The organism is Janthinobacterium sp. SUN033 (assembly GCF_030397595.1).
In the GTDB taxonomy this organism is placed as follows: domain Bacteria; phylum Pseudomonadota; class Gammaproteobacteria; order Burkholderiales; family Burkholderiaceae_D; genus Janthinobacterium; species Janthinobacterium kumbetense.
Genome location: NZ_JAPQNV010000004.1, coordinates 93,100 through 116,746 on the forward strand (window position 1 = coordinate 93,100; position 23,647 = coordinate 116,746).

The window sequence follows — 23,647 nt, forward strand, 5'->3', positions numbered from 1 at the left end:
CCGCCGCTTTTAGGTTTTCAAGGACACATCATTGAACCCGAGCGGGAAACGGATTTTATAGTGCAATCCCATGCCTGGCGCGCTGACCACCTTCACCGTGCCGCCCAGCGGTCCCGTCACCAGGTTGTAGAGGATATGCGCGCCCAGGCCGCTGCCGCCGGAACCGCGCTTGGTCGTGAAGAAAGGGTCGAACAACTGGCCCAGGGTGGCGCTGTCCATGCCCATGCCGTCATCGCTGTAGTCGAGTTCCAGCATCTCGCCGGCCGTGCGCACGCTGATCCTGATCTTGCCCGGCTCGCCTTCGACAAAGCCATGCACGAGTGAATTGACCACCATGTTCGTGACGATCTGCGAGACGGCGCCCGGATAGCTGCGCAGCTGCACCTCGGGCGGGCAATCGATCTCCACCTTGACGGGCTTGCCCTTCAGCTTGGGCTGCAAGGACAGCAGGATTTCATCGAGGTATTTGCGCAAGTTAAAGCTGCGCAATTCGTCCGACGACTGGTCCACGGCCACCTGCTTGAAGCTGCGCACCAGCGCCGCGGCGCGCTGCGTGTTCGTCGTCATGATGCGCAAGGTCTGGTCGATGATGTCGAAAAATTGCCGCAAGCCATCTTCATCGAGCTGGCCGCCTTCCAGGTCTTCGCGCGTGAGCTTCAATTCCTGCACCAGGTGGCTGGTGGCCGTCACGCAAATGCCCAGCGGCGTATTGATTTCATGCGCCACGCCCGCCACCAGGCGTCCCAGCGAAGCCAGTTTTTCCTGGCGCACCAGTTCCGACTGCGCCTCCTGCAAGGCGCTCAGGGCGCTGTTCAGGGCCGCGTTCTGCTCTTCCAGCGCTTCCTTGGCGCGGCGCATGGCGCTGTCGGCCTGGATGCGGGCCATCGCCACGGCCACGTGGCTGGCCATGAAGGCCAGCACGTCCAGTTCCGCCTGGCCATACACGACGGACGTGTCATAGCTTTGCACGATGATCACGCCATATTTCCGGTCGCCCAGCAGCATGGGCGCGCCCATCCAGCTGGCGATGCTGGTATTGCCCAGCGGCTCTTCCATCTCGCCGCGGGCCACCAGCGCCGCATAGCTGTCCGCATCGAGCAGGCAAGCCTGGCGCCGCGCCAGCACATAGGAACTCATGCCGATGCCGTAATGAAAGCGTTTCACGGGCGCCTGCGCATCCTTCTCGTCGACGAAATACGGGATCGTGATGTCCTTGTTGTCCGGGTGATACAGGGCGATGAGGAAATTCTTCGCCGTCACCAGCTCGCTGATGATGGCGTGCAGGCGCGCGTACAGGGTCGTCGCATCGGATGCCTGCGCCGACAGGTTGGCGATTTCATACAGCGCATGCTGCAGGTTTTCCGCGCGGCGCCGCTCGGCCACCTCGTGCGCCAGCAGGGCCGTGCGCTCCTGCACCGCCTTTTCCAGGCGGTCCATGCTTTGCATGCCTTGCAGCGCGCTCGACACGTGCGTGGCGATCAGCGCAAACAGGGCCTGGTCTTCCAGGCTGAAGCGGTGCTGGGCGTCGTAGCTCTGGATGACGATGGCGCCCAGCACCTGGTGCTGCTGGTCCAGCAGCGGACAGCCGATCCAGTGCTCGGCCGCCGTGCCCCCGCCCCAGGCGCCGCCGCCGATGGCGCGCATGGCGTCGTCGTCGGCCGTCATCACCAGCTGCTTGCGGTTGACGATGACCCACGCCGTGGGCGACTGCGCCGCGCTGGCCAGGCGCACGCCCTCGTCCGGGTCGGGCGCGGCGTCGAATTCGTCGACAAAATAGGGAAAGCGCACGAGGCCGTCGTCGCGGTCGCTGAGCGCGACATAGAAGTTCGCCGCATACATGATGCGTCCCAGCGCCGCATGCACCGCCTGCAGGAATTCACTGATATCGCTGCAGGTGCTCGAGCGCTGCCCGATTTCCAGCAACACGGTTTGAACGGCTTCCAGGCGACTGAGGCGGCTTTCCATGGGTGACTATGTACCTTGTGCAAGTATATGTTCTGAAAATCAATATTATCAGTTCAGCCCAGCCTTGGCACGGCATAAAACGGAGAATCTTGCCTTGAGGCAGAGCAACACACGCCACGCGCGCATTTGCCACGCTGGCAATACAGTGGCAGACTAGGCCCCTTCCTACAGACCAGACCGTCCTCATGACTGCCACGCTACGCGCCTCGCTTCGCCCCTACACCCTCGCCGGCCTGCTGGCCTTTGCCGCGCTGGGCATGCCGCCGCTGTGCGCCGCGCCAGCCAAGGCGCCGGCGGCGGAAACGGCCGATGGCGGACGCTATTTCGGCCCCCTCGTCGCGGGCAAGATGCATGGCCAGGGCCGGCTCGAATATGCGAGCGGCGCGTTTTACGAAGGGGGCTTCGCGCGCGGCGTGTTTTCCGGCCAGGGCAAGCTGCGCCAGGCGTCCGGCGTCGAATACACGGGCGCGTTCAGTCAGGGCGCCTTCGACGGCCTCGGCCGCTACACCTCGCCCAAGGGCGAAATTTATACGGGCAACTTCGTCAAGGGCAGCTTCGAGGGCGTGGGCCGCTTCCAGGGCGCCGACGGCGCCACCTTCGAAGGCCATTTCAAGCACTGGCGCCCGCACGGCGCCGGCAAGCTGACCGACACGGACGGCACCGTCTTCGAAGGCGAATTCGTCCAGGGCCAGGTGCAGGGCAAGGCCACCGTCACCACCAGCGACGGCATCCACTACGAAGGCGAGCTGAAGGACTGGAAATTCGAAGGCCAGGGCGTGCTGCGCACGGCCGAAGGCGACGAATACCGGGGCGGCTTCAAGAATGGCCAGTTCGACGGCAAGGGCGTGCTGCGCTACGCCGTGGCGCAGGCGGACGGCCGGCGCGAAGACAGCGGCAACTGGACGGAAGGCCAGCTGGACGACCCGGCCCTGGACAAGCTCACGCGCGACAATATCGAGCTGGCCCTGTACAACCAGCGCACCTTGCTCGACGGCGCCCTGGCGCGCATCGCGCCGCGCGATGCGGCGAAAAAGATCAATCTGTATTTGCTGGGCGTGGCCGGCGATGGCGCACAGGAAGTGTTTCACCGCGAAACGGCCTTCGTGCAGCGCCAGTTCGACCGCGATTACGGCACCGTGGGCCGCTCCCTGATGCTCGTCAACAGCCGCAACACGGTGGCGCAGCAGCCGATGGCCACGCGCACCAGCATCGCCGCCAGCCTCGACGCGCTGGGCGCGAAGATGGACAAGGCCAACGACATCCTGTTCCTGTTCCTCACCAGCCACGGCTCGCCCGAGCACGAACTGGCGCTGGCGCAAAACGGCATGGACCTGCACAGCCTGCCCGCGCAGGAACTGGCGTCCATGCTCAAGCACAGCGGCATCCGCTGGAAAGTCATCGTGATCTCGGCCTGCTATGCGGGCGGCTTCATTGCCCCCTTGAAAGATGACAATACCCTCGTCATCACGGCCGCGCGCAGCGACCGCACCTCGTTCGGCTGCGACGACCAGAACGATTTTACGTATTTCAGCGAAGCGTATTTCAAGGAAGCCTTGCCGAAAAGCAGCAGCTTCACGGAAGCGTTCGACAAGGCCAAAGTACTGGTGCAGGCGCGCGAGGCGGCCGATTTCAACGAGGGCGGCATGGAAGCGGAAGAGCATTCCGAGCCGCAACTGTTCCAGGGCAAGGCCATCGCCGCGCAATTGAAAGCGTGGCGCGCCCAGCCGCGCTGACATGGGCACGCCCGCCCGCCTTTCTGTACAATAGCCGTCACCATGCGTAAATTCTTCCTCATTTTGCTGCTGTTCGTGCTTCCGCTCCAGATGTCCTGGGCCGCGGCGAGCGCGTATTGCCTGCACGAGGAAGGCAAGGCGGCGCAGCACCTGGGCCATCACAGCCACCAGCACAAGGCGGATGCGGACAAGCAGCCCGCCGGCGATAAAAAAGTGACGGACCAGCAGAAAAAAGGCCAGCCGCACAGCGATTGCAACGTCTGCCACGGCATCGGCCACGCGTGGCTGCCGGCCGGCTCCAGCCTGCCCGTCGGCGACATGGCCTCCGTGAACGCGGACACGTCCCCCTTCTTTTACGCTTCCCACATCCCGGACGCTCCCAAGCGCCCCGACTGGTCGTCGGCCACCTAGGCCGACGGGACGTCCCCTTTTGTCATAACGCAATACGCGCCCTGAGATAATCCGGGCGCAGGCCTGCGCGTCCCGTCGAATTCTTTTTCCATACCTTGGAGAATTCGATGCACCGATCCATGTATCTATTGCTACTCTCTGCTGGCCTGCTGGCCGGCAACTTTGCCCATGCGCAATCTGGCGTGGAACCCGCCGCGCCCCTGACCCTGCCCGCCGCGCTGCTGCTGGCCGAAGGCGGCAACGCCACCCTGTCGGCCGCCCGCCATGAATTGGCGGCGCAAGGCGGCGCCCTGCTGCAGGCGCGCGCCTTGCCCAACCCGGAACTGCAAACCGTGCTGGAAGACACGCGGCGCGCCACGCGCAGCACCACCGTGCAACTCAACCAGCTCATCGAGCTGGGCGGCAAGCGGGGTGCGCGCACCGCCGTCGCCCAGCGCGGCGCAGACCTGGCGCAGGCGGACCTGTCCCTGCAACAGGCCGACACGCGCGCCGCCGTCACGTCCGCCTTTGTCGACGTGCTGGCCGCGCAGGAAGGCTTGCGCCTGGCCGACAGCGCGCAAGCGCTGGCCGCGCGCGCCAGCGACATCACGGCGCGCCGGGTGACGGCCGGCAAGGCGTCCCCGGTCGAGGAAACCCGCGCCAGGGTGGCCGAAGCGAGCGTGCGGCTGGAACTGAACCTGGCGCGCAGCACCCTGGCCAGCGCCCGCCAGCGCCTGGCCGCCCTGTGGGGCAACGCCACGCCCCGTTTCACCCTGGCAGAGGGACGCCTGGAAACCTTGCCGGAGCTGCCCCCGGCCAGCGAACTGGCGGCGCGCCTGGAGCAAGCCCCGGCCGTGCGCCAGGCGCAAAGCGCCCTGGCCCAGAGGCAAGCCATGCTGGACGTGGAACAGCGGCGTTGCACGCCCGACGTCACGCTCAGCATCGGCATGAAGCGCTCGGAAGAACTGGGCCGCAACCAGGCCATCATCGGCCTGGCCCTGCCGCTGCCCCTGTTCGACCGCAATGCGGGCAACAAGCTCGACGCCTTGCGCCGCAGCGACAAGGCCAGCGACGAGCTGGCCGCCGCCCGCATCGCCGTGCAAACGGCCGTGGCCGCCGCCAGCGAACGCCTGGCCACGGCCCGGCTCGACGTGGAAAGCTTGCGCCAGGACATCTTGCCTGGCGCGCAAAGCGCCTACGACGCGGCCAGCAAGGGCTTCGAGTTCGGCAAGTTCGCCTTCCTCGACGTGCTCGACGCCCAACGCACCTTGCTGCAAGCCAAAAACCAATACCTGCGCGCGCTGACGGAAGCGCAGCACGCCGCCGCCGACATCGAGCGCCTGCTGGGCACACCAGCTCCCCTGTAAGGAAGACCCGACATGAATATCACACGCAACAAAAAGCAGGCGATCGCCATCGCTTCCATCGCCGCCGCCGGCATCGTGCTGGCCGTTCTCATCCTTGGCACGGGCAAGTCCAGCGCCCCGGCAGTCCCGGCCGCCAAGGCGGAAGCACATGCGGAAAAGAAAGACGAACATGGCCACGAAGAAGTGGAAGGCAAGCTGGAATTGACGGCTGCGCAAAGCCGCGCAGCCGGCGTCGTCATCGCCACGGCCGCGCCCGGCCGCATCAAGACGACGGTGGCCCTGCCCGGTGAAATCCGCTTCAATGAAGACCGCACGGCCCACGTCGTGCCGCGTCTGGCTGGCGTGGTGGAAGCCGTGCACGCCGACCTGGGCCAGCTGGTCAAGAAGGGGCAAGTGCTGGCCGTCATCGCCAGCACGGAACTGTCGGAACAGCGCAGCGCACTGCTGTCGGCGCAGCGGCGGCTGTCGCTGGCCCGCTCCACGTATGAGCGCGAAGAAAAACTGTGGCGCGAGAAGATTTCGGCCGAGCAAGATTATCTGCAGGCGCAGCAAGCGTGGCGCGAAGCGGAAATCGCCGTGCAAAACGCCCAGCAAAAGCTCAGCGCGCTGGGTGCCAATGGTTCCGGGACCGGAGCCAGCAAGGGCCCGCTGAACCGCTACGACATCCGCGCGCCGTTCGACGGCATGGTGCTGGAAAAACACATCACCTTGGGCGAAGCCGTCAAGGAAGATGCAAACATCTTCGTCATTTCCGACCTGTCGACCGTGTGGGCGGAAATCGCCGTGCCCGCGAAAGACCTGGCCACCGTGCGCATGGGAGGCAAGGCGGAGGTGAAAGCGTCCGCGTTTGATGCCAGCGCGCAAGGCACGATCACCTATGTGGGCGCGCTGCTGGGCGAGCAGACGCGCACGGCCAAGGCACGCATCAGCTTGCTGAACCCGGACATGGCGTGGCGCCCGGGCCTCTTCGTCACGGTGGAAGTCGTGTCCGGCGAAGCGGACGCGCCCGTCACCGTGCAGAGCACGGCCATCCAGACGGTGGAAGACAAGCCCGTCGTCTTCGTGCAGGTGAAAGATGGCTACCAGGCCACGCCCGTGGTGTTGGGCCGCAGCGATGGCAGCTTGACGCACATCAAGCAGGGCCTGGCCGCCGGCACGCCGTACGCGGCGCAAGGCAGTTTCGTCCTGAAGTCCGAGCTGGGCAAGGACTCCGCCGGTCACGAACACTGATCACGTCAAGGCTAAGGAAACCATCATGTTTGAACGCTTGATCCGCTTTGCCATCGACCAGCGCTGGCTGGTGATGCTGGCCGTGGCCGCCATGGCCGGCCTGGGCATCTACAGCTATCAAAAGCTGCCCATCGACGCCGTGCCCGACATCACCAATGTGCAGGTGCAAATCAATACCCAGTCCGCCGGCTATTCGCCGCTGGAAACCGAACAAAGGGTCACCTTCCCCATCGAAACGGCCATGGCCGGCTTGCCCAACCTGGAGCAGACGCGCTCGCTATCGCGCTACGGCCTGTCGCAAGTGACCGTGATCTTCAAGGATGGCACGGACATCTATTTTGCGCGCCAGATGATCAACGAGCGCTTGCAGGAAGCGAAAGAAAGCTTGCCAGCAGGCATCACACCGAAGATGGGTCCCGTTTCCACGGGCCTCGGCGAAATCTACCTGTGGACGGTGGAAACGCAGGACGGCGCGAAGAAGCCCGACGGCACGCCGTACACGCCGACGGACTTGCGCGAAATCCAGGACTGGATCATCAAGCCGCAGTTGCGCAATGTCACGGGCGTGACGGAAATCAATGCCATCGGCGGCTACGCCAAGCAATACCAGGTGGCGCCCTACCCGGAAAAACTGGCCGCCTACGGCATCAGCCTGCAAGACGTGGTGACGGCGCTCGAGCGCAACAACAGCAACGTGGGCGCCGGCTACATCGAACGGCAGGGCGAGCAACTGCTGATACGCGCGCCGGGCCAGGTGGCGTCCAAGGACGACCTCGGCAACATCGTCGTCGCCAATGTGCAGGGCGTGGCCATCCGCATCCGCGACGTGGCCGACGTGGTGCTGGGGCGCGAGCTGCGCACGGGCGCGGCCACGGAAAACGGCCGCGAAGTGGTGCTGGGCACGGTGTTCATGCTGATCGGCCAGAACAGCCGCGCCGTCTCGCAAGCCGTCGACAAGAAAATGGTGGAGATCAACCGCAGCCTGCCGAAAGGCGTGCACGCCGTCACCGTGTATGACCGCACGGTGCTGGTCGACAAGGCGATCAATACGGTGAAGAAAAACCTGCTGGAAGGCGCCGTGCTGGTGATCGCCATCCTGTTCCTGTTCCTTGGCAATATCCGCGCGGCAATCATCACGGCCATGGTGATTCCGCTGGCCATGCTGTTCACGTTTACGGGCATGGTGCAATACCACGTGAGCGCAAACCTCATGAGTTTGGGGGCGCTGGACTTCGGCATCATCATCGACGGCGCCGTCGTGATCGTGGAAAACTGCGTGCGCCGCCTGGCCCATGCGCAGCAAAAACTGGGACGGCCGTTGACCTTGCAGGAACGTTTTCACGAAGTGTTTGCGGCATCGCAAGAGGCGCGCCGGCCCTTGCTGTATGGTCAGCTGATCATCATGGTCGTGTACCTGCCCATCTTCGCGCTGACGGGCGTGGAAGGCCGCATGTTTACGCCGATGGCCCTGACGGTCGTCATCGCCCTGCTGGGCGCCATGCTGCTGTCGATCACCTTCATCCCGGCCGCCGTGGCGCTGTTTATCGGCGACAAGGTGGCGGAGAAGGAAAACGCCATCATGCGCGCCGCCAAGCGCTGGTATGCGCCGCTGCTGGACAAGGTGATGCGCAACACGCCCGTCGTGCTGACGGGCGCGGCCGTGGCCGTGGTGCTGTCGGGCTTGCTGGCCACGCGCATGGGCAGCGAATTCGTGCCCAGTCTGAACGAGGGTGACATCGCCATCCAGGCCTTGCGCATCCCCGGCACCAGCCTGACGCAATCGCTGGCCATGCAGCAACAGCTGGAAAAAAAGCTGATGAGCAACCACAAGGAAATCGCGCGCGTGTTCGCCCGCACGGGAACGGCCGAGATCGCGTCCGACCCCATGCCGCCGAATATTTCCGACGGTTACATCATGCTCAAGCCCCGCGACCAGTGGCCGGAGCCGAAGAAATCGCGCGGGCAATTGCTGGCGGAAATCGAAGCGACGGCCAGCAGCTTGCCCGGCAACAACTACGAGTTTTCGCAACCGATCCAGCTGCGTTTCAATGAACTGATTTCCGGCGTGCGCAGCGACGTGGCCGTGAAACTGTTCGGCGACGACATGCTTGTCCTCGACGGCACGGCGGCAAAGATCGCTGGCGTACTGGGCAAGATTGCGGGCGCCACGGAAGTGAAAGTCGAGCAGACGACGGGGCTGCCCATGCTGACGGTGCAGATCGACCGCGAGCAGACGGCCCGCTATGGCCTCAACATTGCCGACGTGCAAGCGGCGATTGCCACGGCCATCGGCGGGCAGGAAGCGGGCACGTTGTTCCAGGGCGACCGCCGCTTCGACATCGTCGTGCGCCTGCCCGACAGCCTGCGCAGCGACCTGGAGCAACTGAAACGCTTGCCCATCGCCCTGCCCCTGGGCGCGGCGGCGGAAGGCCGCGCGCGCTTCATCCCGCTCGGTGAAGTGGCCAGCCTGCAAGTGGCGCCGGGGCCGAACCAGATCAGCCGCGAAGATGGCAAGCGCCGCATCGTCATCAGCGCCAACGTGCGCGGGCGCGACATCGGCTCGTTCGTGGCCGACGCCACGCAGCAGCTGCAAGCGCAGGTGGCCATTCCTGCCGGCTACTGGACCAGCTGGGGCGGCCAGTTCGAGCAATTGCAGTCGGCCACGAAACGCCTGGAGCTGGTGGTGCCCGTGGCGCTGGCCCTCGTCTTCGTCTTGCTGTTCGCCATGTTCGGCAACGTGAAGGATGGCTTGCTCGTGTTCAGCGGCATCCCGTTCGCCTTGACGGGCGGCATCGTCGCCCTGTGGCTGCGCGACATTCCCATGTCGATCTCGGCGGCCGTGGGCTTCATCGCCCTGTCCGGCGTGGCCGTGCTGAACGGCCTGGTGATGATCGCCTACATCCGCCAGCTGCGCGAACAGGGCATGCCCTTGCAGGAGGCGATACGCGTAGGGGCCATCACGCGCTTGCGGCCCGTGCTGATGACGGCGCTGGTGGCCTCGCTGGGTTTCGTGCCGATGGCCATCGCCACGGGCACGGGCGCTGAAGTGCAGCGGCCGCTGGCCACCGTGGTGATCGGCGGCATCCTGTCGTCGACAGCCTTGACCCTGCTGGTGCTGCCGCTGCTGTACCGGCTGGCGTACCGCAAGGAAGACGAGGTGGAAATGCACACCGCGCCCGAAGGCGCGGCGGTACAGCTGAGTAAATAGAGGGAAGCGCTACCGCAATCGGCTTAACCCGGCCGGCGGTAGCCGCCTTCGATCCAGTTCGCCGCCGACGTGGCGTTGAACTTGAACGCGGCCGAGGTACGCACCTTGGCGATCTGCTCGCCGTCGGCGTCGTAGGCGCTCAGTTCCGCATACGGGTGGTCTTCGTCGGGCACGATGTCGAACATCACCTTGATCTGCCCCTCGTCGGTGGCGACGAACAGGTTCTTGTGCAATTGCGCATGCAGCTGCTGCTCGTGGCGGCGCAGCACTTCCGAGGCCGTCTTGACCAGCGTGTTGAACGCGTTGACGTCGAGCGGCTTCGGGTTTTTCTTGTCGCGGCCCATGGTCCACGGGCCCACCAGGGCTGGCTCCGGTTCGCCATCCTTGATCATGGCCACGGCCCAGCCTTCATCTTCCTCGTTCTTGATCACGCGCGCCGTCCAGCCATTGCCTACCCACAGGCGCGGCTCCTGGATCGGGGCGTCGTTGTCCTGCTCGGCTGCTTCGTCGGAAAAATCGGGGAAATCGGTACTCATGGCGGTGCTCGTGATGGAAGGTCGGGGCTAGCATGATAGTCGAAAACGTCCACCCGTGCCGCCTTGCCGCAAGCGCGACGGCACGTCATACAACACGAGGCAGCCTGCCGCCGCGGCGGCTGTCAGCACATGGACATGGCAGGCCGGTTGGGCCAGGTCAGCGGCGGACCGGGCGGTACCCAGCGCGGGTCGATGGCCGGCAGCGGCGCATGGTAATTGAAGGGGTTGATGATGATCGGCGGTATCGCCGATGGCGCGCCGACGGGCTCGGCGCAGGACTGCGTGGCGCTACGCTGGCGCATGATGCGATGGTCAGGGGGGGATAGCGATTGATCCCCGGTATCTGCAAACAAAAGCATGTTGCCCTCCTTGCGAGACTGAGGTATTCAGTATAGGACGGCTTGCGCGCATTACAAGAAAAGAAATCTTGTTCCAGATCAGCGTTTTTCTGCCCCCCAGCGCCTTCCATACCGTGAAAATGACGGCCTGTCGCACGCCGCTGGCGGCGAGCCGGGCGCATCCCTACAGTGTGAGCATGCAACACCCCATCACCCACACACCGAGGCCTATCATGAAAAAATTGCTCACCTTCGTCCTCATCGTCATGCTCGCCTGCCTGTTCCTCGACAAGATCAGCGGCAGTGGCAGCGACATGCACATGCAGTTCAACGGCGACGATGTCGACGGGCCGCTGGAGTGGCTGTTCGGCCTGGTGTTTGCCGGCGGCGGCTTGCTGATCGCCGCCATCGCGGTGGTGTGCGCCGCCGTCATCACGGGAGTGGTCCTGGCCGGCGTGGGCGTGGTGCTGATCGCGGTAGTGGCGCTCTGCGTGGTGCTGGCACTGGCCTTGAGCACGCCCGTGCTGCTGCCGCTGCTCATTCCCGTCGCCATCGTCTGGCTGATCGTCAGCCGCAACCGCAAGCAGGCGCAAGCAGGCGCAAGCGCGTCAGCACAGCCTGTAATCACTGCGCCATGAACTTGCTGAGCACGCCGTCGCCGCCGCCGTCATTCTGTTCGATGCGGTTGCGCCCGCCCCGCTTGGCCCGGTACAGCGCCTCGTCGGCGCGCGCCAGCACGGCGTCGCAATCGGCATCGGTACCGGCCATGGCGGCCATGCCGATGCTCACCGTGATGGTGATCACAATGCCGCCATCGATGGTCAGCGAACTTTCCGCCACGCGCCGGCGCAGCCGTTCGGCGAACACGGCGGCGGCGCTCAGATCCGTGCCAGGCAGCAAGATGGCGAATTCTTCGCCGCCCACGCGGCCCGGCACGTCGACCTTGCGCAGCGCCTGGCACATCAGTGCGCCCAGGTGGCGCAGCACGGCATCGCCCACTGCGTGGCCATACTCGTCGTTGACGCGCTTGAAGTGATCGATATCGAGCATCAGCACGCTGGCGCAGCTGGCCAGCTCGCGCTGCAGCCGCGCATGCTCGTTTTCCAGCGCCGCCATGAAGTGGCGCCGGTTCGGCAAGCCGGTCAAAAAATCCGTGGTGGCCAGTTGCAGCAGTTCCGCGTTCATGCGCTTGCGCTCGGTGATATCGAGCGAGGACACCATGACGAAATCGAGGCTGTCCGCATGGCCCGGCATCACCAGCAAGCTCAATTCATTTTGCCGCGCCGCACCATCGAGACGCACGAAGCTGCTCTCGCACTCGTACAGGTGGGCGCCGCCAGCCAGCGCCAGCAGCGCATCGCCAAAGCGCGGCAAGGCGCTGTCGTCGAAATTCTGCGCCAGACCCAGCGCGCCGCGGCGCTGGTCGCCCTCGTTGGCGCGCACCTGCGCCAGCGCGGCGCCGTTCGCATCGATGATGCGCACCAGCCCCGCCAGCCGCTGCAGCGCCTCCGGATGGGCCTGGAAATGGGCGCCCAGGTCGCGCACGCCCGCTTGCTCGAGAACATCGAGCGCGGCGCGCACGGCCGACCAGTCCTGTTCCCACAGGGCCACGGGCGCATGGTCGTACAGGCTGCGGAAACGCGCTTCGCCGGCGCGCAGGGCCAGTGCCACTTGCGCCTGCTCAATGGCCATGCCGGCCAGGTGCGCCGCCTCGCTCAGCCGCGCCAGATGCGCCGCGCCCGGCAAGGTGGGCTGGCGGTGATACGCCATCAGCACGCCCAGCAGCTTGCCCGAGCCCCCACGCACGGGTTCGGCCCAGCACGATTGCAGCTGGGCCCGCCACGCCAGTTCCATCGTCTCCTGCGCATCGGCAACGGCGTGCAAGTCGCCCACGATCACGCGCAGGTCATCGCGCAAGGCTTGCGCGGCGATGCCATGCACGCCCTGCAGCGTGTCGAGGTCATGGCCATGGCTGGCCAGGTTGAAGAATGCGGGCAAGCCCGGCGCCGCGCCCAGCACCAGGCGGTGGCGGCTTTCATCGAGCAGCAAGATGCTGCACAGCATGGCAGGATGGTCCGCCTGCACGCTCAGCACCACGCTTTCCAGCACCCGTTCCAGCGGCGCGCCCGTGGCCAGCATTTCCAGCACTTGCCGCCGCGTATGCTCGCGCCGCTCCATCTGGCTGCGCTCGCTGATATCGCGAAACGTCCACAAGCGCGCCTGTTCATTGCCCAGTTGCATGCTGCGCACATATTGCTCGACCACCCGTCCATCGCGCAGGTGCAGCAGGTCGCGCCGCTCGCGGTGGCCGTGCGGCGCGTGGACGCGTGCCCCGAGGAAAGGCGCCGCCTGCTCCAGCTGGCTTTCCACATGGCGCACCAGCGCCGCGCCGTCGGCTTGCCAGTCGAGCGCGTCGGGCACCTGCCACAGGTCGCGGAAGCGCCGGTTCGACGTGAAGATGCGGCCATCGATGTTGTCGACCAGAATGCCGTCGATGGTCGAATCGAGGATGCTGCGCAGCATGGCCTGGCTGCGCTGCGCCGCCTCGGCCATCGCCAGCACGCTCGCCTGCCCCTGCTCCAGCTGGCCCGTCAGTTCGCTCGAACGCGCCAGCGCCGCCTGGGCACGGGCGCGGCCCGCCGCCAGCAGCCAGGCGGTCAGCGCCAGCACGATGCTGGCCAGCAAGCCGGTCAAGGCCACCAGGCGGGGCCGCGCCAGCAGTTCGCCATCGAAACCGGGCATGGCGCGCACGCGCAAGGTCCAGGCATGGCCGGCGATGGTGATCGTTTCCTGCGCCACCAGGCTGTCCGAGGCGGCAGACGACAAGGCGCCCGGCAAGCTGTCATACATCAGGGCCGCCTCGGCCAGTTGCGCGCCATCATAGATTTCCAGGTCCAGCTGGCGCGCGCTCTCGCCGCCCACGCCCGCCATCAGGTCGCCCATGCGAAATGGCGCAAAGACCCAGGCGCGCAAGGCGGCGCGCCGCTGCTCCACGCTGCCGTGCAGCAAGCTATTCTCATACACGGGCAGCACGATGAGAAAACCATGCGCCTGGGCGCTGCCGCCATCCTGCACCAGGTGGATCTTGCCCGTCATCGCAGCTTGCCCCGTGTCGCGCGCCTGTTCGAGCGCGGCGCGGCGCACGGGTTCGGAGCCGATGTCGTAGCCGAAGGCCAGCAGGTTGCTCTCGCTCAAGGGTTCCAGATAGGTGATCGGCGCATGCCAGGCGCGCTGGCCGTGCGGACGCACGGCATAGCCGGGATAGCCTTCCGCGCGCACGCCGGCCTCGTGCCGCGCCAGGGCGGCACCGGACAACAGCGGCAGGTAGCCGATGCCATGGATGCCGGGAAAGTGGCGGTCCACCTGCTGCACCGCCAGGTAGGCATGGAATTCGCGGCGCGTGACTTCCTGCGAACTGGCATACAGTCCCTGCACCCCGTGCAGCACCTGGATATAGGTCTGCATGCGGCCGGCGATGTTATTGACCAGTTCGCGCACGCGGAAATCGAAATCGGCCCGCACCTGCTGTTCGCTGGCATCGTGGGCATTGCGCCAGGCGCCATACGTCAACCCCAGGCACAGCGCCAGCACCAGCGCGGCCAGCACGCGCGGTCCCATCCAGTGCGACACTGGCCCAGCAAACCACGACGTAGACGCGCGTGTAGGCATGACAGGATGACAAGCAGAACGGATATCAAACCGCTTCACGGCCAGCGACGTGGCTGGCGGCGGGCTGCAGGACTACCATCGGTAGTCGATGAGAATGATAGTACGTTACAGCGGGCGGCCTTGCAATGCTGAATATTGTATTAAAAAAATCACATATTTCGCCAATGCAATGATGTGTGCTCCAGGAAAATTCGATGCCGTGAAAACAATCCACCACTCGCTGATATGATCGCCCCGCAATCCATCACCTGGGAGTCGCGTTTGCAACAGGATAGCTGGCAGGGAACACTCTGGCTGGCGTCGGACTTCGCCATCTTGCATGGCGCGGCGGGCGCCACGGCCAGCCACGCCCATTATGCGCACCAGTTGATGCTGAGCACCGGGGCGCCTTTCACGGCCGAGCTCGACGGCATCGTCCACACGGCGCGGCACTTGCTGGTCGATAGCCTGCGTCCGCACGCCATCCTGGCCGCCCCGGCGCCCCTGCTGACCATCTATGCGGAGCCGCAGCGCCTGGGCGGCCCGGCCCTGCTGGCAGCGGCCGGCAGCGCAGGCATGCCCAGCCTGGACAGTCTGGCCGCCGCGCTGCAGGCGCAGCCGCGCGAACACTTGCCCGATCCCCGCTTGCGGCGCGCGCTGGACAAGGTCGACACGTTGTTGTCAGGCAAGGTCAGCGCGGCCGCCGTGGCCGAGGCGGCGCATTTGTCGCTGAGCCAGCTGGAACGCCTGTTCAGCGCCCAGCTGGGCTTGCCCGTGCGGCGGCTGGTGCTATGGCGCCGCCTGCGCCTGGCCATCCGTTTCATCTTGCTCGGCAGCACCCTGACGGAAGCGGCCCACGGCGCCGGCTTTGCCGATGCCGCGCATTTTTCGCGCACCATGCGCAGCCTGTTCGGCGTGCGCGCCGACCGCAGCTTGCGCCAGCTCAACGTCAAGCTGCTCGATTGATGGCTTTACGCAAGTCCGCCGGCAATGCGGGCGCGCGCACGCCCTCTTCCGCGCGAAACGGTTCCAGCAGCTGCGCCCCGTACGCGGCCGGGTAATCGGGACGGCTGCCGATGCCCAGGTCCTCGCCCCGCATGCGGTAGCCGGGCGCGTCGAAACGCGTGCCCAGCAAGCGGTCCCAGCAGGTAAAGAACAGGCCGAAATTCACGTCGCCGGCCGTGCCGTATTTCATGTGGTGAAAACGGTGCAATGGCGCCCAGGCAAACACGTGACGCAATGGCCCCATGCGCATGTCGACATTCGCGTGCTGCAGCAGCAGCTGGATCGCCACGGCAAACGCCAGCACACCCATGACACGCTCCGGTATGCCCAGCAGCAACAAGGGCAGCATGCCGCCCGCCGCTTCCAGCAGCAGGTGCAGCGGGTGCTTCATCCAGCCGTTGAAACCGTACAGGCGCGTCACGCTATGGTGCACGGCATGCAGTTTCCACAGAAAATAATAGCGGTGGCTCAGGTAATGCACGAGCGTGATGCCGCAATCGGCGATGAGGATGGCCAGCAGCAACTGCGCCCAGAACGGCAACTGGCCGGGCCAGAACGAACCCAGCGCCAGGTGCCCGGCCAGCAGGGGGAAGATGGCCAGTCCCAGCAGGTACAGCGCTTCATTGACGAGCGCGTGCGCAATGTCGCGTCCGCCGTCGCCATGCTCGTGGTTCCACGCGCCGTCATACGGCAGGTAACGCTCGGCCAGGAAGGATGTGAGCAGGGCCAGCAGCAATAACGGCGGCAAGACCCGGAGGGAGAATTGGCAAAGCGCCACCAGCACGGTGGCGGCGCCGATGAAGCCGGCCCAGAACACGGGGCCGTACAGCGCGGCAAAGAGAGATTTCATGGCAAGACGCTCCTGTGGCAAAAACCACAGCATGGCCTTGTCCCCCTCCCCGCCGCTTGAAGAAACGGCGCAAACTGCTTATTTGACAGCCGGCTTCGCAGCCTTGCGCGCCGCGTATTGCTGGTAACCATTCGCGCGCAGGGCGCAGGCGGGGCAGGTGCCGCAGCCATAGCCCCAGTCGTGCAGCTCGCCCCGCTCACCCAGGTAGCACGTATGCGTGCCGCTGCGGATCAGGTCGACGAGCGGCTGGCCGCCCAGGTCTTCCGCCAGGTCCCAGCTTTGCGCCTTGTCCAGCCACATCAGCGGCGTTTCCAGCTTCAGGCGCGTATCCATGCCCAGGTTCAGGGCCACTTGCAGGGCCTTCATCGTGTCGTCGCGGCAATCCGGATAGCCGGAGAAATCCGTCTCGCACATGCCGCCGACCAGCACCGTCAAGCCGCGGCGGTAGGCCACGGTGGCGGCCACCGTCATGAACAACAAGTTGCGTCCAGGAACAAATGTGTTCGGCAAACCGTTTTCCTGCATGACGATCTCGACGTTCTGCGTCATGGCCGTATCGGAAATGGCGGAAATCAGGGACAGGTCGATCATGTGATCCTGGCCCAGGCGGCTATCCCACTCGGGCGATTGCCGGCGCATCTGTTCCAGCACGCCGGGACGCACGGTCAGTTCGATCGCATGGCGCTGTCCATAGTCAAAGCCGATAGTTTCCACGCGGCTATAGTGTTTCAAGGCCCAGGCCAGGCAGGTGGTGGAATCTTGTCCACCGCTAAAGAGCACCAGTGCGGAGTCCGTTGCTAGCATAATTTCTTTCTTTGAGTTTTGTTCTGTCCAATAGTGCGCGGGGAAACGAGATTCCCCATGCAAAAAATACTTATTCGTCCGCCATCAGTTTACCTATTCCGGTAACATGCAGTCAGCATTTACTCATCTGGAGCACCATGTTTTCTGCACGACCCATACGGCATACGGCTGCCGGCAAGGCGATACGACCACGAATTTTGGCACAAGTAGTGACAAAAGCAATGGGTCAACTGACACTGGCGGCCGCCGGCAGTGTCATCTTGCTGTTCCCCATCGCCCAGGCCGCCGCGCAGGAGGGTGCGCAACAGAGCGCGCAAGATGCGCCCGCCGACAGCGCCGCCACGGAAGCGGCGCCCGCCCCGCTGCAGTACGAGGTCAAGGTCAATGCACCGGGCGACCTCGATGAGTTGCTTGAAAAAAACCTGGACCTGGAACGCTTCCGCGGCAACCCGCGCATGGACCGCGAGCAATTGCAGCGCCTCGTCCGTGATACGCCCGAGCAAGCCAGGAACCTCGTCGCCACGGCCGGCTACTATACGCCCGTCGTCACGGTGCGCGTCGATACGAGCGGCGCCAAGCCTGTCGTCATCGTCGACGTCGATCCGGGCGAGGCGGTCACCATCGACAAGGTCGAGCTGGAATTGCGCGGCTTCGACCCCACGCCGCCGCTGGCCGCCAGCGAGCCCTACGATACGGAAGCCCTGAAGCGCAGCTGGTCGCTGAAGACGGGCAGCGTGTTTCGCCAGGCCGACTGGGAATCGGCCAAGCGCGCCCTGCTGCGTGAAGTGGTGCAGACGCGCTACCCGCGCGCCCAGCTGGTCGACACGCAAGCCGTGGTCGACCCGGAAACGCATAAAGTCTCGCTGCTGGTGGTGCTCGACAGCGGCCCCGAGCTGCGCTTTGGCGAGCTGCGCATCGAAGGCTTGAAACGCTACGATCCCAGCATCATCCGCAACCTCGACAAGATACGCCCGGGCGAGTACTACAGCGAATCGGCGCTGCAATCGTTGCAGGCGCGCCTGCAGGACACGGGCTACTTTGCCAGCGTGGAAGTGAGCGCCGACATGAGCAGCATCCTCAGCGAGCAGATCGAGGCCGGCCAGGAAAGCCAGCAAGCCGAGGCCGAAGGTGGCAGCGCCGCCGCCGAAGCCAAGCCCGTCAACCGCGGCCCCGCACCGCTGCTGCCGCTGGTGGTGCGCGTCACGGAAAACAAGCAGCAGAACGTCAGCGCCGGTCTCGGTTTCAGTACGAACACGGGCAATCGCGCCCAGCTCAACTATGACAACCTGAACGTGTGGGGCACGCGCTTCAAGAGCGCGATCACCATGGAAACGAAGAAACAGGCGGCGCACGCCAATTTTTACTTTCCGACGACCGAGCGCGGCTACAACGACAGCGCGGGCGCCTCGTTCGAGCGCAGCGACATTTCCAACGAAATCACGGCCGTCACGACCATCTCGGCCAAGCGCAACTGGGGCGGCACCAACCTCGAGCGCAGCCTGACGTTCGAGTTCCTCAGCGAAGACAAGACGGTGGTCGGCCTGGAACAGACGCGCAGCAAGAGCTTGCCGCTGACCTATGCCATCACCAAGCGCAGCCTCGACAGCCTGCTGTTCCCCACCAGGGGCTATGTCATCAACGCCCAGGTGGGCGGCGCCCTGCTGCCCGTGCTGACGGACGAGCGCTTCGTGCGCGTGGCCGGCAAGGCCGTGTATTACCGTCCGCTCGGTGAAAAAGGCGAGCTGATCGTGCGCGGCGAAATGGGCGCGCTGGGCTCGAAAGAAAAACGCGGCGTGCCGGCCGTCTACCTGTTCCGCGCGGGCGGTGACCAGTCCGTGCGCGGCTATGGCTACCAGGAACTGGGCGTCAAGGAAGGCGACGCCACCATCGGCGGGCGCTACATGCTCACCGGCAGCGCCGAATACCAGTACTGGTTCAAGCCGAAGTGGGCCATTGCCGCCTTCTATGATGCCGGCAACGCGGCCGATACCGTCAAGGCGGCCATGACGCCGAAATCGGGCTACGGCCTGGGCGGACGCTACAAGAGCCCCGTCGGCCCCATCAATGTCGACGTGGCGTATGGCCACGCCGTCCATGCTTACCGTTTGCACTTCTCTCTGGGATTCACTTTCTGATGTCCGATATTACTACCGAGTCCCCCAACGGCGCCGCGCCGCCACCGCCGGCGAAAAAGGCCCGCCGCTGGCCCCGCTATGTGGCGATCGCCGTCGCCAGCCTGGCCGTGCTGCTGGGCGGCGCCTTCTGGTTCCTGGGCCGCGAATCGACCCTGCAGATGCTGGTGCAAAAAGTGGCCAGCGCCAGCGGCGGCGAGATCGCCGTGTCGGGCGTGTCCGGCTCGCTGTACAACCGCATGCACCTGGGCCACGTCAGCTACCGCAGCAAGACGCAGCACATCACGGCCGAGAATATCGACATCAACTGGTCGCCGTTCCAGTTCTTCTCGGAAGGCATCGCGATCAGCGAACTGCACGTGGCCAGCCTGTCCGTGGAAAGCACGGCGCCCTCCGAGGAACCGTCGACGATGCCCGCCAGCCTGGCTTCGCCGTTCAAGATCGGCATTGCCGACGCGCGCCTGGACAAGGTGACCTTGGTGAGTCCGGGCGGCAACACGGTATTTGAAAAGATCCATTTCACCTTGTCGGGCGACAAGACGCAATGGCAGCTGGAAGACGCCTCGGCCCTCACACCGTTCGGCCAGGCCACGGCCAGCGCGACGATTGCCGCCACGCAACCGTTCAAGCTATCTGGCAAAGCCGGCTTGACGCAGATCAACCCCGCCGCCGGCGAAAAACCGGCCGCCCTGGCCCTGCAACTGGGCGGCGACCTGAATGTGCTGAACGTGACGGCCAAGGGCAGCGCGGGCGCGGCCACGGCCGACGCCCAATTGGCGCTGGCGCCGTTCGACCCCGTCATCATCCTGCGCTCGGCCAGCATCAAAGGCCGCAACATCAATCCGGGCAAGTTTGACGCGACCTTGCCGCAGGCGGACCTGAGCCTGGAACTCGACGCCGCCATCGATACGCGCCCAAGCGCGCAAACCGTCTCGGGCAAGCTGGCCATCCTCAACCACGCGACACCGGGCCCCATCGACCAGCAAAAGCTGCCGCTGCGCCAGTTCGAGGCGAGATTAGGCGGCACCCTGACGGCCACCACCCTGGAGTCGGCCCTCATCGATTTCGGCACCGCAGGCAAATTCACGGGCAGCGGCAAGCTGAACCGCGACGCGGCCGATGCCCCCATCGGCAATGCGCAGCTGACCTTGCACACAGACAAGATCGACTTGCAGCACATTTACAGCAGCATCAACAGTACGAAGATCGTCGGCGATATCGTGCTCGACAGCGACGGCAAGACGCAAACCCTGCGCGCCAAGCTGGGCGAAGCCAAGCTGCGCCTGGACGTGGAAGCCACCCTGGCCGATTCTCTCGTGCAATTGCGCAAGGCGACCTTGCAAGCCGGCAAAAGCAGCGTCAACGCGACGGGCCAGATCAGCCTGAAGGATGAGCAACCGTTCAAGGCCGTAGCCAGCACCAGCCGTCTCAATCCCGCCGACTTCGGCGCCTTCCCCGTGGCCGACCTGAACCTCGACGTGCGCGCCAACGGCCACGTGGCGCCGCAATGGCTGGCGAATGCGGACTTCACCGTGCGCCCCAGCAAGCTGCTCGACCAGCCCCTGTCCGGCAAGGGCAAGCTGACGGCCGATGCGGCCCATTTCAGCGGCATCGACGTGCAATTGGCGCTGGGCAAGAACAACGTGACGGCCAAGGGCAACTTCGGCGGCGCCGGCGAAAAACTCAACTGGAACGTCGATGCGCGGCAACTGTCCGCCCTGCAGTCCGACTTGCTGGGCAGCGTGCTGGCCAGCGGCGTGGTGCAAGGCACCATGCAGCAGCCGCGCACGACGTTTGTTGCCGATGCGAAAGGGCTTGGCTTGACCAGCGGCAAGCGTCCCGCGCCGGACAGCGCCATCCATGCCAGCGGCGACGTGGGCTTGACGGGACCGAAGCAGGCAGCGGAACTGAAAGTGACGGGTTCCTTGCAAAAGATCAACCCGGCCGCATTTGGTGCTGCACTGCCCAACGGCAACGTCAACGCGGATTTCAACGGCAGCGGCCGCCTGAGCGGCGACTGGCAAGTGGCCCTCAACCTGGCCCTGCGCGAATCGACCTTGCAAAATGCCCCGCTGGCCGGCTACGCCAAGCTGTCGGCCAATGCGAAACGGGTCGATAGCGTGGATACGGAACTGCGCCTGGGGCCGAACAGCCTGCTGGCCAAGGGCGCGCTGGGCGGCGCCACGGACAAGCTGACGTGGAAACTTGATGCGCCGCAACTGTCGACCCTGGGCCCCCGCTTTGCCGGCGTGCTGCAAGCGTCCGGCTCCGTCAGCGGCAAGATGGACGCGCCGGCCGCGCAGCTGACGCTCGATGGCCGCGATCTGACCTTCTTTGGCGACCAGCAATTGAAATCCATCAAGGGCAGCGCCAGCGTGGGCGCCGGCCAAGGCGCGCTCGACCCCATGGTCAGCAGCCTCGACATCACGGGCTACAGCACGCCCACCTTCAAGCTGGGCAGCGCCCGCCTGGCCACGACGGGCACGCGCGGCAGCCATACCGTGAGCCTGGCGGCGCGCAACGACGATTTCGATGCCACCGTGCAAATCCGCGGCAGCCAGAGCGGCGCCAGCTGGACGGGCACGATCGACAGCCTGCAAAACAAGGGCCGCTATGCGCTCGTGCTGCAAGCGCCCGTGCCCGTGAAAGTGGCGGGCCCTGCCGGCAGCGGCGTGGCGGGCCTGGGCCAGCCGGAGCAGATCAGCGTGGGCAACACCGCCATCAAATTGCCAGCAGGCAGCATCACCATGCAAAGCCTGGTCAAGAACGGCCCCCGCTGGACCAGTTCCGGCCAGGCGGCGGGCGTGGCGCTGACGTATCTGGCGCAAGTGATTCCCTCGCTGCAAGCCAATGCGCGCAGCGACCTGACCCTGGGCGCGCAATGGTCGCTCGACATGCAGGTGCCGACGGCGCAGCAGAAAGATCCCTCCCTGGCGGGCATGCTGCACATCTACCGCGAAAAAGGCGACGTGACGGTGGGCGTGGAACAGCCGCTGGCGCTGGGCTTGCGCACCCTCGACGCCCGCGTGGATGTCGCCAACCAGCAGCTGCGCCTGGCCGTGAAACTGGACGGCGCGCGCGCGGGGCAGAGCGACATCAATGCCACCGTGCAAATGCTGGGCGGACGCATCAGCAACGACAGCGCCCTCTCCCTGACGGGCACCACCAGCATCGATACACTGGCCTGGCTGGCGCCGCTGACGGGCCAGCCAGGCCTGGAACTGGGCGGCGCCCTGAAAGTGGCGCTGTCCGGCAGCGGCACCATCGGCGCGCCGCAATTGAATGGCGACATCAACGGCAGCAAGCTGCTGGTGAACTGGGCCGACCAGGGCTTGAAATTGCGCAATGGCGTGCTGCAAGCCAAGCTGGCCGGCGATCAATTGCAATTGCAGCGCCTGAGCTTTGACGGCGGCGATGGCAAGGTACAGGCAGACGGCTGGGTACGCTTTGCGAATGGCGAAGCGAGCCTGGAACTGAAATTGATGGCCGACCGGCTGCAGGCGCTGTCGCGCCCCGACCGCACCTTGATCCTGTCGGGCAACAGCACCCTGGTGCGCAACGACAAGCGCTTCAGCTTCGAGGGCAAGTTCAAGGCCAACCGCGCGCTGATCGAACTGGCGCCGCAGGATACACCCACGCAAAGCAGCGACGTGGTGGTGCTGGGCAAGGAAGTCAAGGGCAGCAAGGAAGCGCCGTCGCTGCCGCTGAATATCGACCTGGAATTTGACCTGGGCAATGCCTTCCACTTGCGCGGCATGGGCATCGATGCGGACCTGGCGGGCAATGTGCGCGCCAGGGTCATCAACCGCGCCGCGCCGCGCGTGACGGGCAGCATCAAGGTTGTCACAGGTCAATACGCCGCCTACGGACAAAAGCTGTCGATCGAACGGGGCTTGATCGCCTTCACGGGCGCCTACGACAACCCGTCGCTGAACATCCTGGCCGTGCGCAAGCGTCCCGAAGGCGAAGCCTTGTCGGAAACGAATGTGGAAGCGGGCGTGGAAGTGCGCGGCACGGCCCAGGCGCCGACGGCCAAGCTGGTGTCTACCCCGAGCGTGTCGGACAGCGACAAGCTGGCCTGGCTGATCCTGGGCCACGGCGCGGAAACGGCGGCCGGCGATGAAATGGCCTTGCTGACGACGGCCGCAGGCGCCCTCTTCGGCGGCTCCGGCGGCGGCTTGCAAGGCAAGCTGGCCAATTCGCTGGGACTCGACGAAGTGGGCCTGTCGCAGGCGCAAGGGCTGGAAAGCACAGTCGTCACCGTTGGCAAGCGCCTGTCCTCGCGCGCCTACCTGACGTTCGAGCAAGGCACGAGCACAGCGACGAGCCTGGTCAAGCTGCGTTACAAGCTGAACCGCCGCATCACCCTGCAATTCCAGACCGGCACGAACAATGCCCTGGACGTGCTGTACACGTGGGCGTTCGACTAATCAGACGTTGA

15 protein-coding genes are annotated in these 23,647 nt (G+C 65.3%); 9 read left to right on the top strand and 6 right to left on the bottom strand.

The features are described from left to right. Positions 1 to 9: 9 nt before the first annotated feature. Entirely contained in the window at positions 10 to 1,965 is a 1,956-nt protein-coding gene (locus OX460_RS17510; protein WP_289899437.1) for a GAF domain-containing sensor histidine kinase, read from the bottom strand. Positions 1,966 to 2,150: 185 nt separating this feature from the next. Between OX460_RS17510 and OX460_RS17515 the strand changes: the two genes are divergently transcribed. From OX460_RS17515 to OX460_RS17535, 5 genes are all read left to right on the top strand, one after another. Further along, positions 2,151 to 3,698, top strand: a complete 1,548-nt coding sequence (locus OX460_RS17515; protein WP_289899438.1) for a C13 family peptidase — start codon at positions 2,151 to 2,153, stop codon at positions 3,696 to 3,698. 42 nt (positions 3,699 to 3,740) lie between these two features. Next, the gene (gene czcI, locus OX460_RS17520) at positions 3,741 to 4,109 is read left to right on the top strand and encodes a cation efflux protein, CzcI family (RefSeq protein ID WP_289899439.1); all 369 of its coding nucleotides are present in this window, start codon (positions 3,741 to 3,743) and stop codon (positions 4,107 to 4,109) included. A 107-nt stretch (positions 4,110 to 4,216) separates the two neighbouring features. After that, complete coding sequence (locus OX460_RS17525) at positions 4,217 to 5,455, top strand: TolC family protein (RefSeq protein WP_289899440.1); 1,239 nt, start codon at positions 4,217 to 4,219, stop codon at positions 5,453 to 5,455. Positions 5,456 to 5,467: 12 nt separating this feature from the next. Further along, the gene (locus OX460_RS17530; protein WP_289899441.1) at positions 5,468 to 6,685 is read left to right on the top strand and encodes an efflux RND transporter periplasmic adaptor subunit; all 1,218 of its coding nucleotides are present in this window, start codon (positions 5,468 to 5,470) and stop codon (positions 6,683 to 6,685) included. A 25-nt stretch (positions 6,686 to 6,710) separates the two neighbouring features. Further along, a complete protein-coding gene (locus OX460_RS17535) occupies positions 6,711 to 9,893 on the top strand; it encodes a CusA/CzcA family heavy metal efflux RND transporter (protein WP_289899442.1) in 3,183 nt (1,060 codons plus the stop codon). 23 nt (positions 9,894 to 9,916) lie between these two features. On the opposite strand, the gene OX460_RS17540 is transcribed toward OX460_RS17535, so the two are convergent. Beyond that, on the bottom strand, positions 9,917 to 10,429 hold the full coding sequence (locus tag OX460_RS17540) for a hypothetical protein (protein WP_152252198.1): 513 nt from the start codon (positions 10,427 to 10,429) through the stop codon (positions 9,917 to 9,919). Between the two features lie 122 nt (positions 10,430 to 10,551). Beyond that, on the bottom strand, positions 10,552 to 10,788 hold the full coding sequence (locus tag OX460_RS17545) for a hypothetical protein (protein WP_251349295.1): 237 nt from the start codon (positions 10,786 to 10,788) through the stop codon (positions 10,552 to 10,554). A 212-nt stretch (positions 10,789 to 11,000) separates the two neighbouring features. On the opposite strand from OX460_RS17545, the gene OX460_RS17550 reads away from it, so the two are divergent. Further along, positions 11,001 to 11,405, top strand: a complete 405-nt coding sequence (locus OX460_RS17550) for a hypothetical protein (RefSeq protein ID WP_289899443.1) — start codon at positions 11,001 to 11,003, stop codon at positions 11,403 to 11,405. Here the strand turns inward: OX460_RS17550 and OX460_RS17555 are convergent. Continuing rightward, positions 11,392 to 14,397, bottom strand: a complete 3,006-nt coding sequence (locus OX460_RS17555; RefSeq protein ID WP_289899444.1) for a CHASE domain-containing protein — start codon at positions 14,395 to 14,397, stop codon at positions 11,392 to 11,394. The two genes, OX460_RS17550 and OX460_RS17555, sit on opposite strands and share 14 nt — an antisense overlap. Before the next feature lie 264 nt (positions 14,398 to 14,661). Between OX460_RS17555 and OX460_RS17560 the strand changes: the two genes are divergently transcribed. After that, the gene (locus OX460_RS17560; RefSeq protein WP_289899445.1) at positions 14,662 to 15,381 is read left to right on the top strand and encodes an AraC family transcriptional regulator; all 720 of its coding nucleotides are present in this window, start codon (positions 14,662 to 14,664) and stop codon (positions 15,379 to 15,381) included. On the opposite strand, the gene OX460_RS17565 is transcribed toward OX460_RS17560, so the two are convergent. Next, positions 15,365 to 16,270 carry a sterol desaturase family protein gene (locus OX460_RS17565; protein WP_289899446.1) on the bottom strand — a complete coding sequence of 302 codons (906 nt, stop codon included), beginning with the start codon at positions 16,268 to 16,270 and terminating at the stop codon, positions 15,365 to 15,367. The genes OX460_RS17560 and OX460_RS17565 overlap by 17 nt on opposite strands. Positions 16,271 to 16,348: 78 nt before the next feature. Next, on the bottom strand, positions 16,349 to 17,074 hold the full coding sequence (gene queC, locus OX460_RS17570) for a 7-cyano-7-deazaguanine synthase QueC (protein ID WP_289899447.1): 726 nt from the start codon (positions 17,072 to 17,074) through the stop codon (positions 16,349 to 16,351). A gap of 221 nt (positions 17,075 to 17,295) precedes the next feature. Between queC and OX460_RS17575 the strand changes: the two genes are divergently transcribed. Beyond that, positions 17,296 to 19,209 (top strand): autotransporter assembly complex family protein, encoded by a 1,914-nt coding sequence (locus tag OX460_RS17575; RefSeq protein WP_289899448.1) that lies wholly within the window; start codon positions 17,296 to 17,298, stop codon positions 19,207 to 19,209. After that, positions 19,209 to 23,636, top strand: coding sequence for a translocation/assembly module TamB domain-containing protein (locus OX460_RS17580; protein WP_289899449.1), 4,428 nt, complete (start codon positions 19,209 to 19,211; stop codon positions 23,634 to 23,636). The genes OX460_RS17575 and OX460_RS17580 overlap by 1 nt, the downstream gene beginning before the upstream one ends. The last annotated feature ends 11 nt before the right edge of the window (positions 23,637 to 23,647 follow it).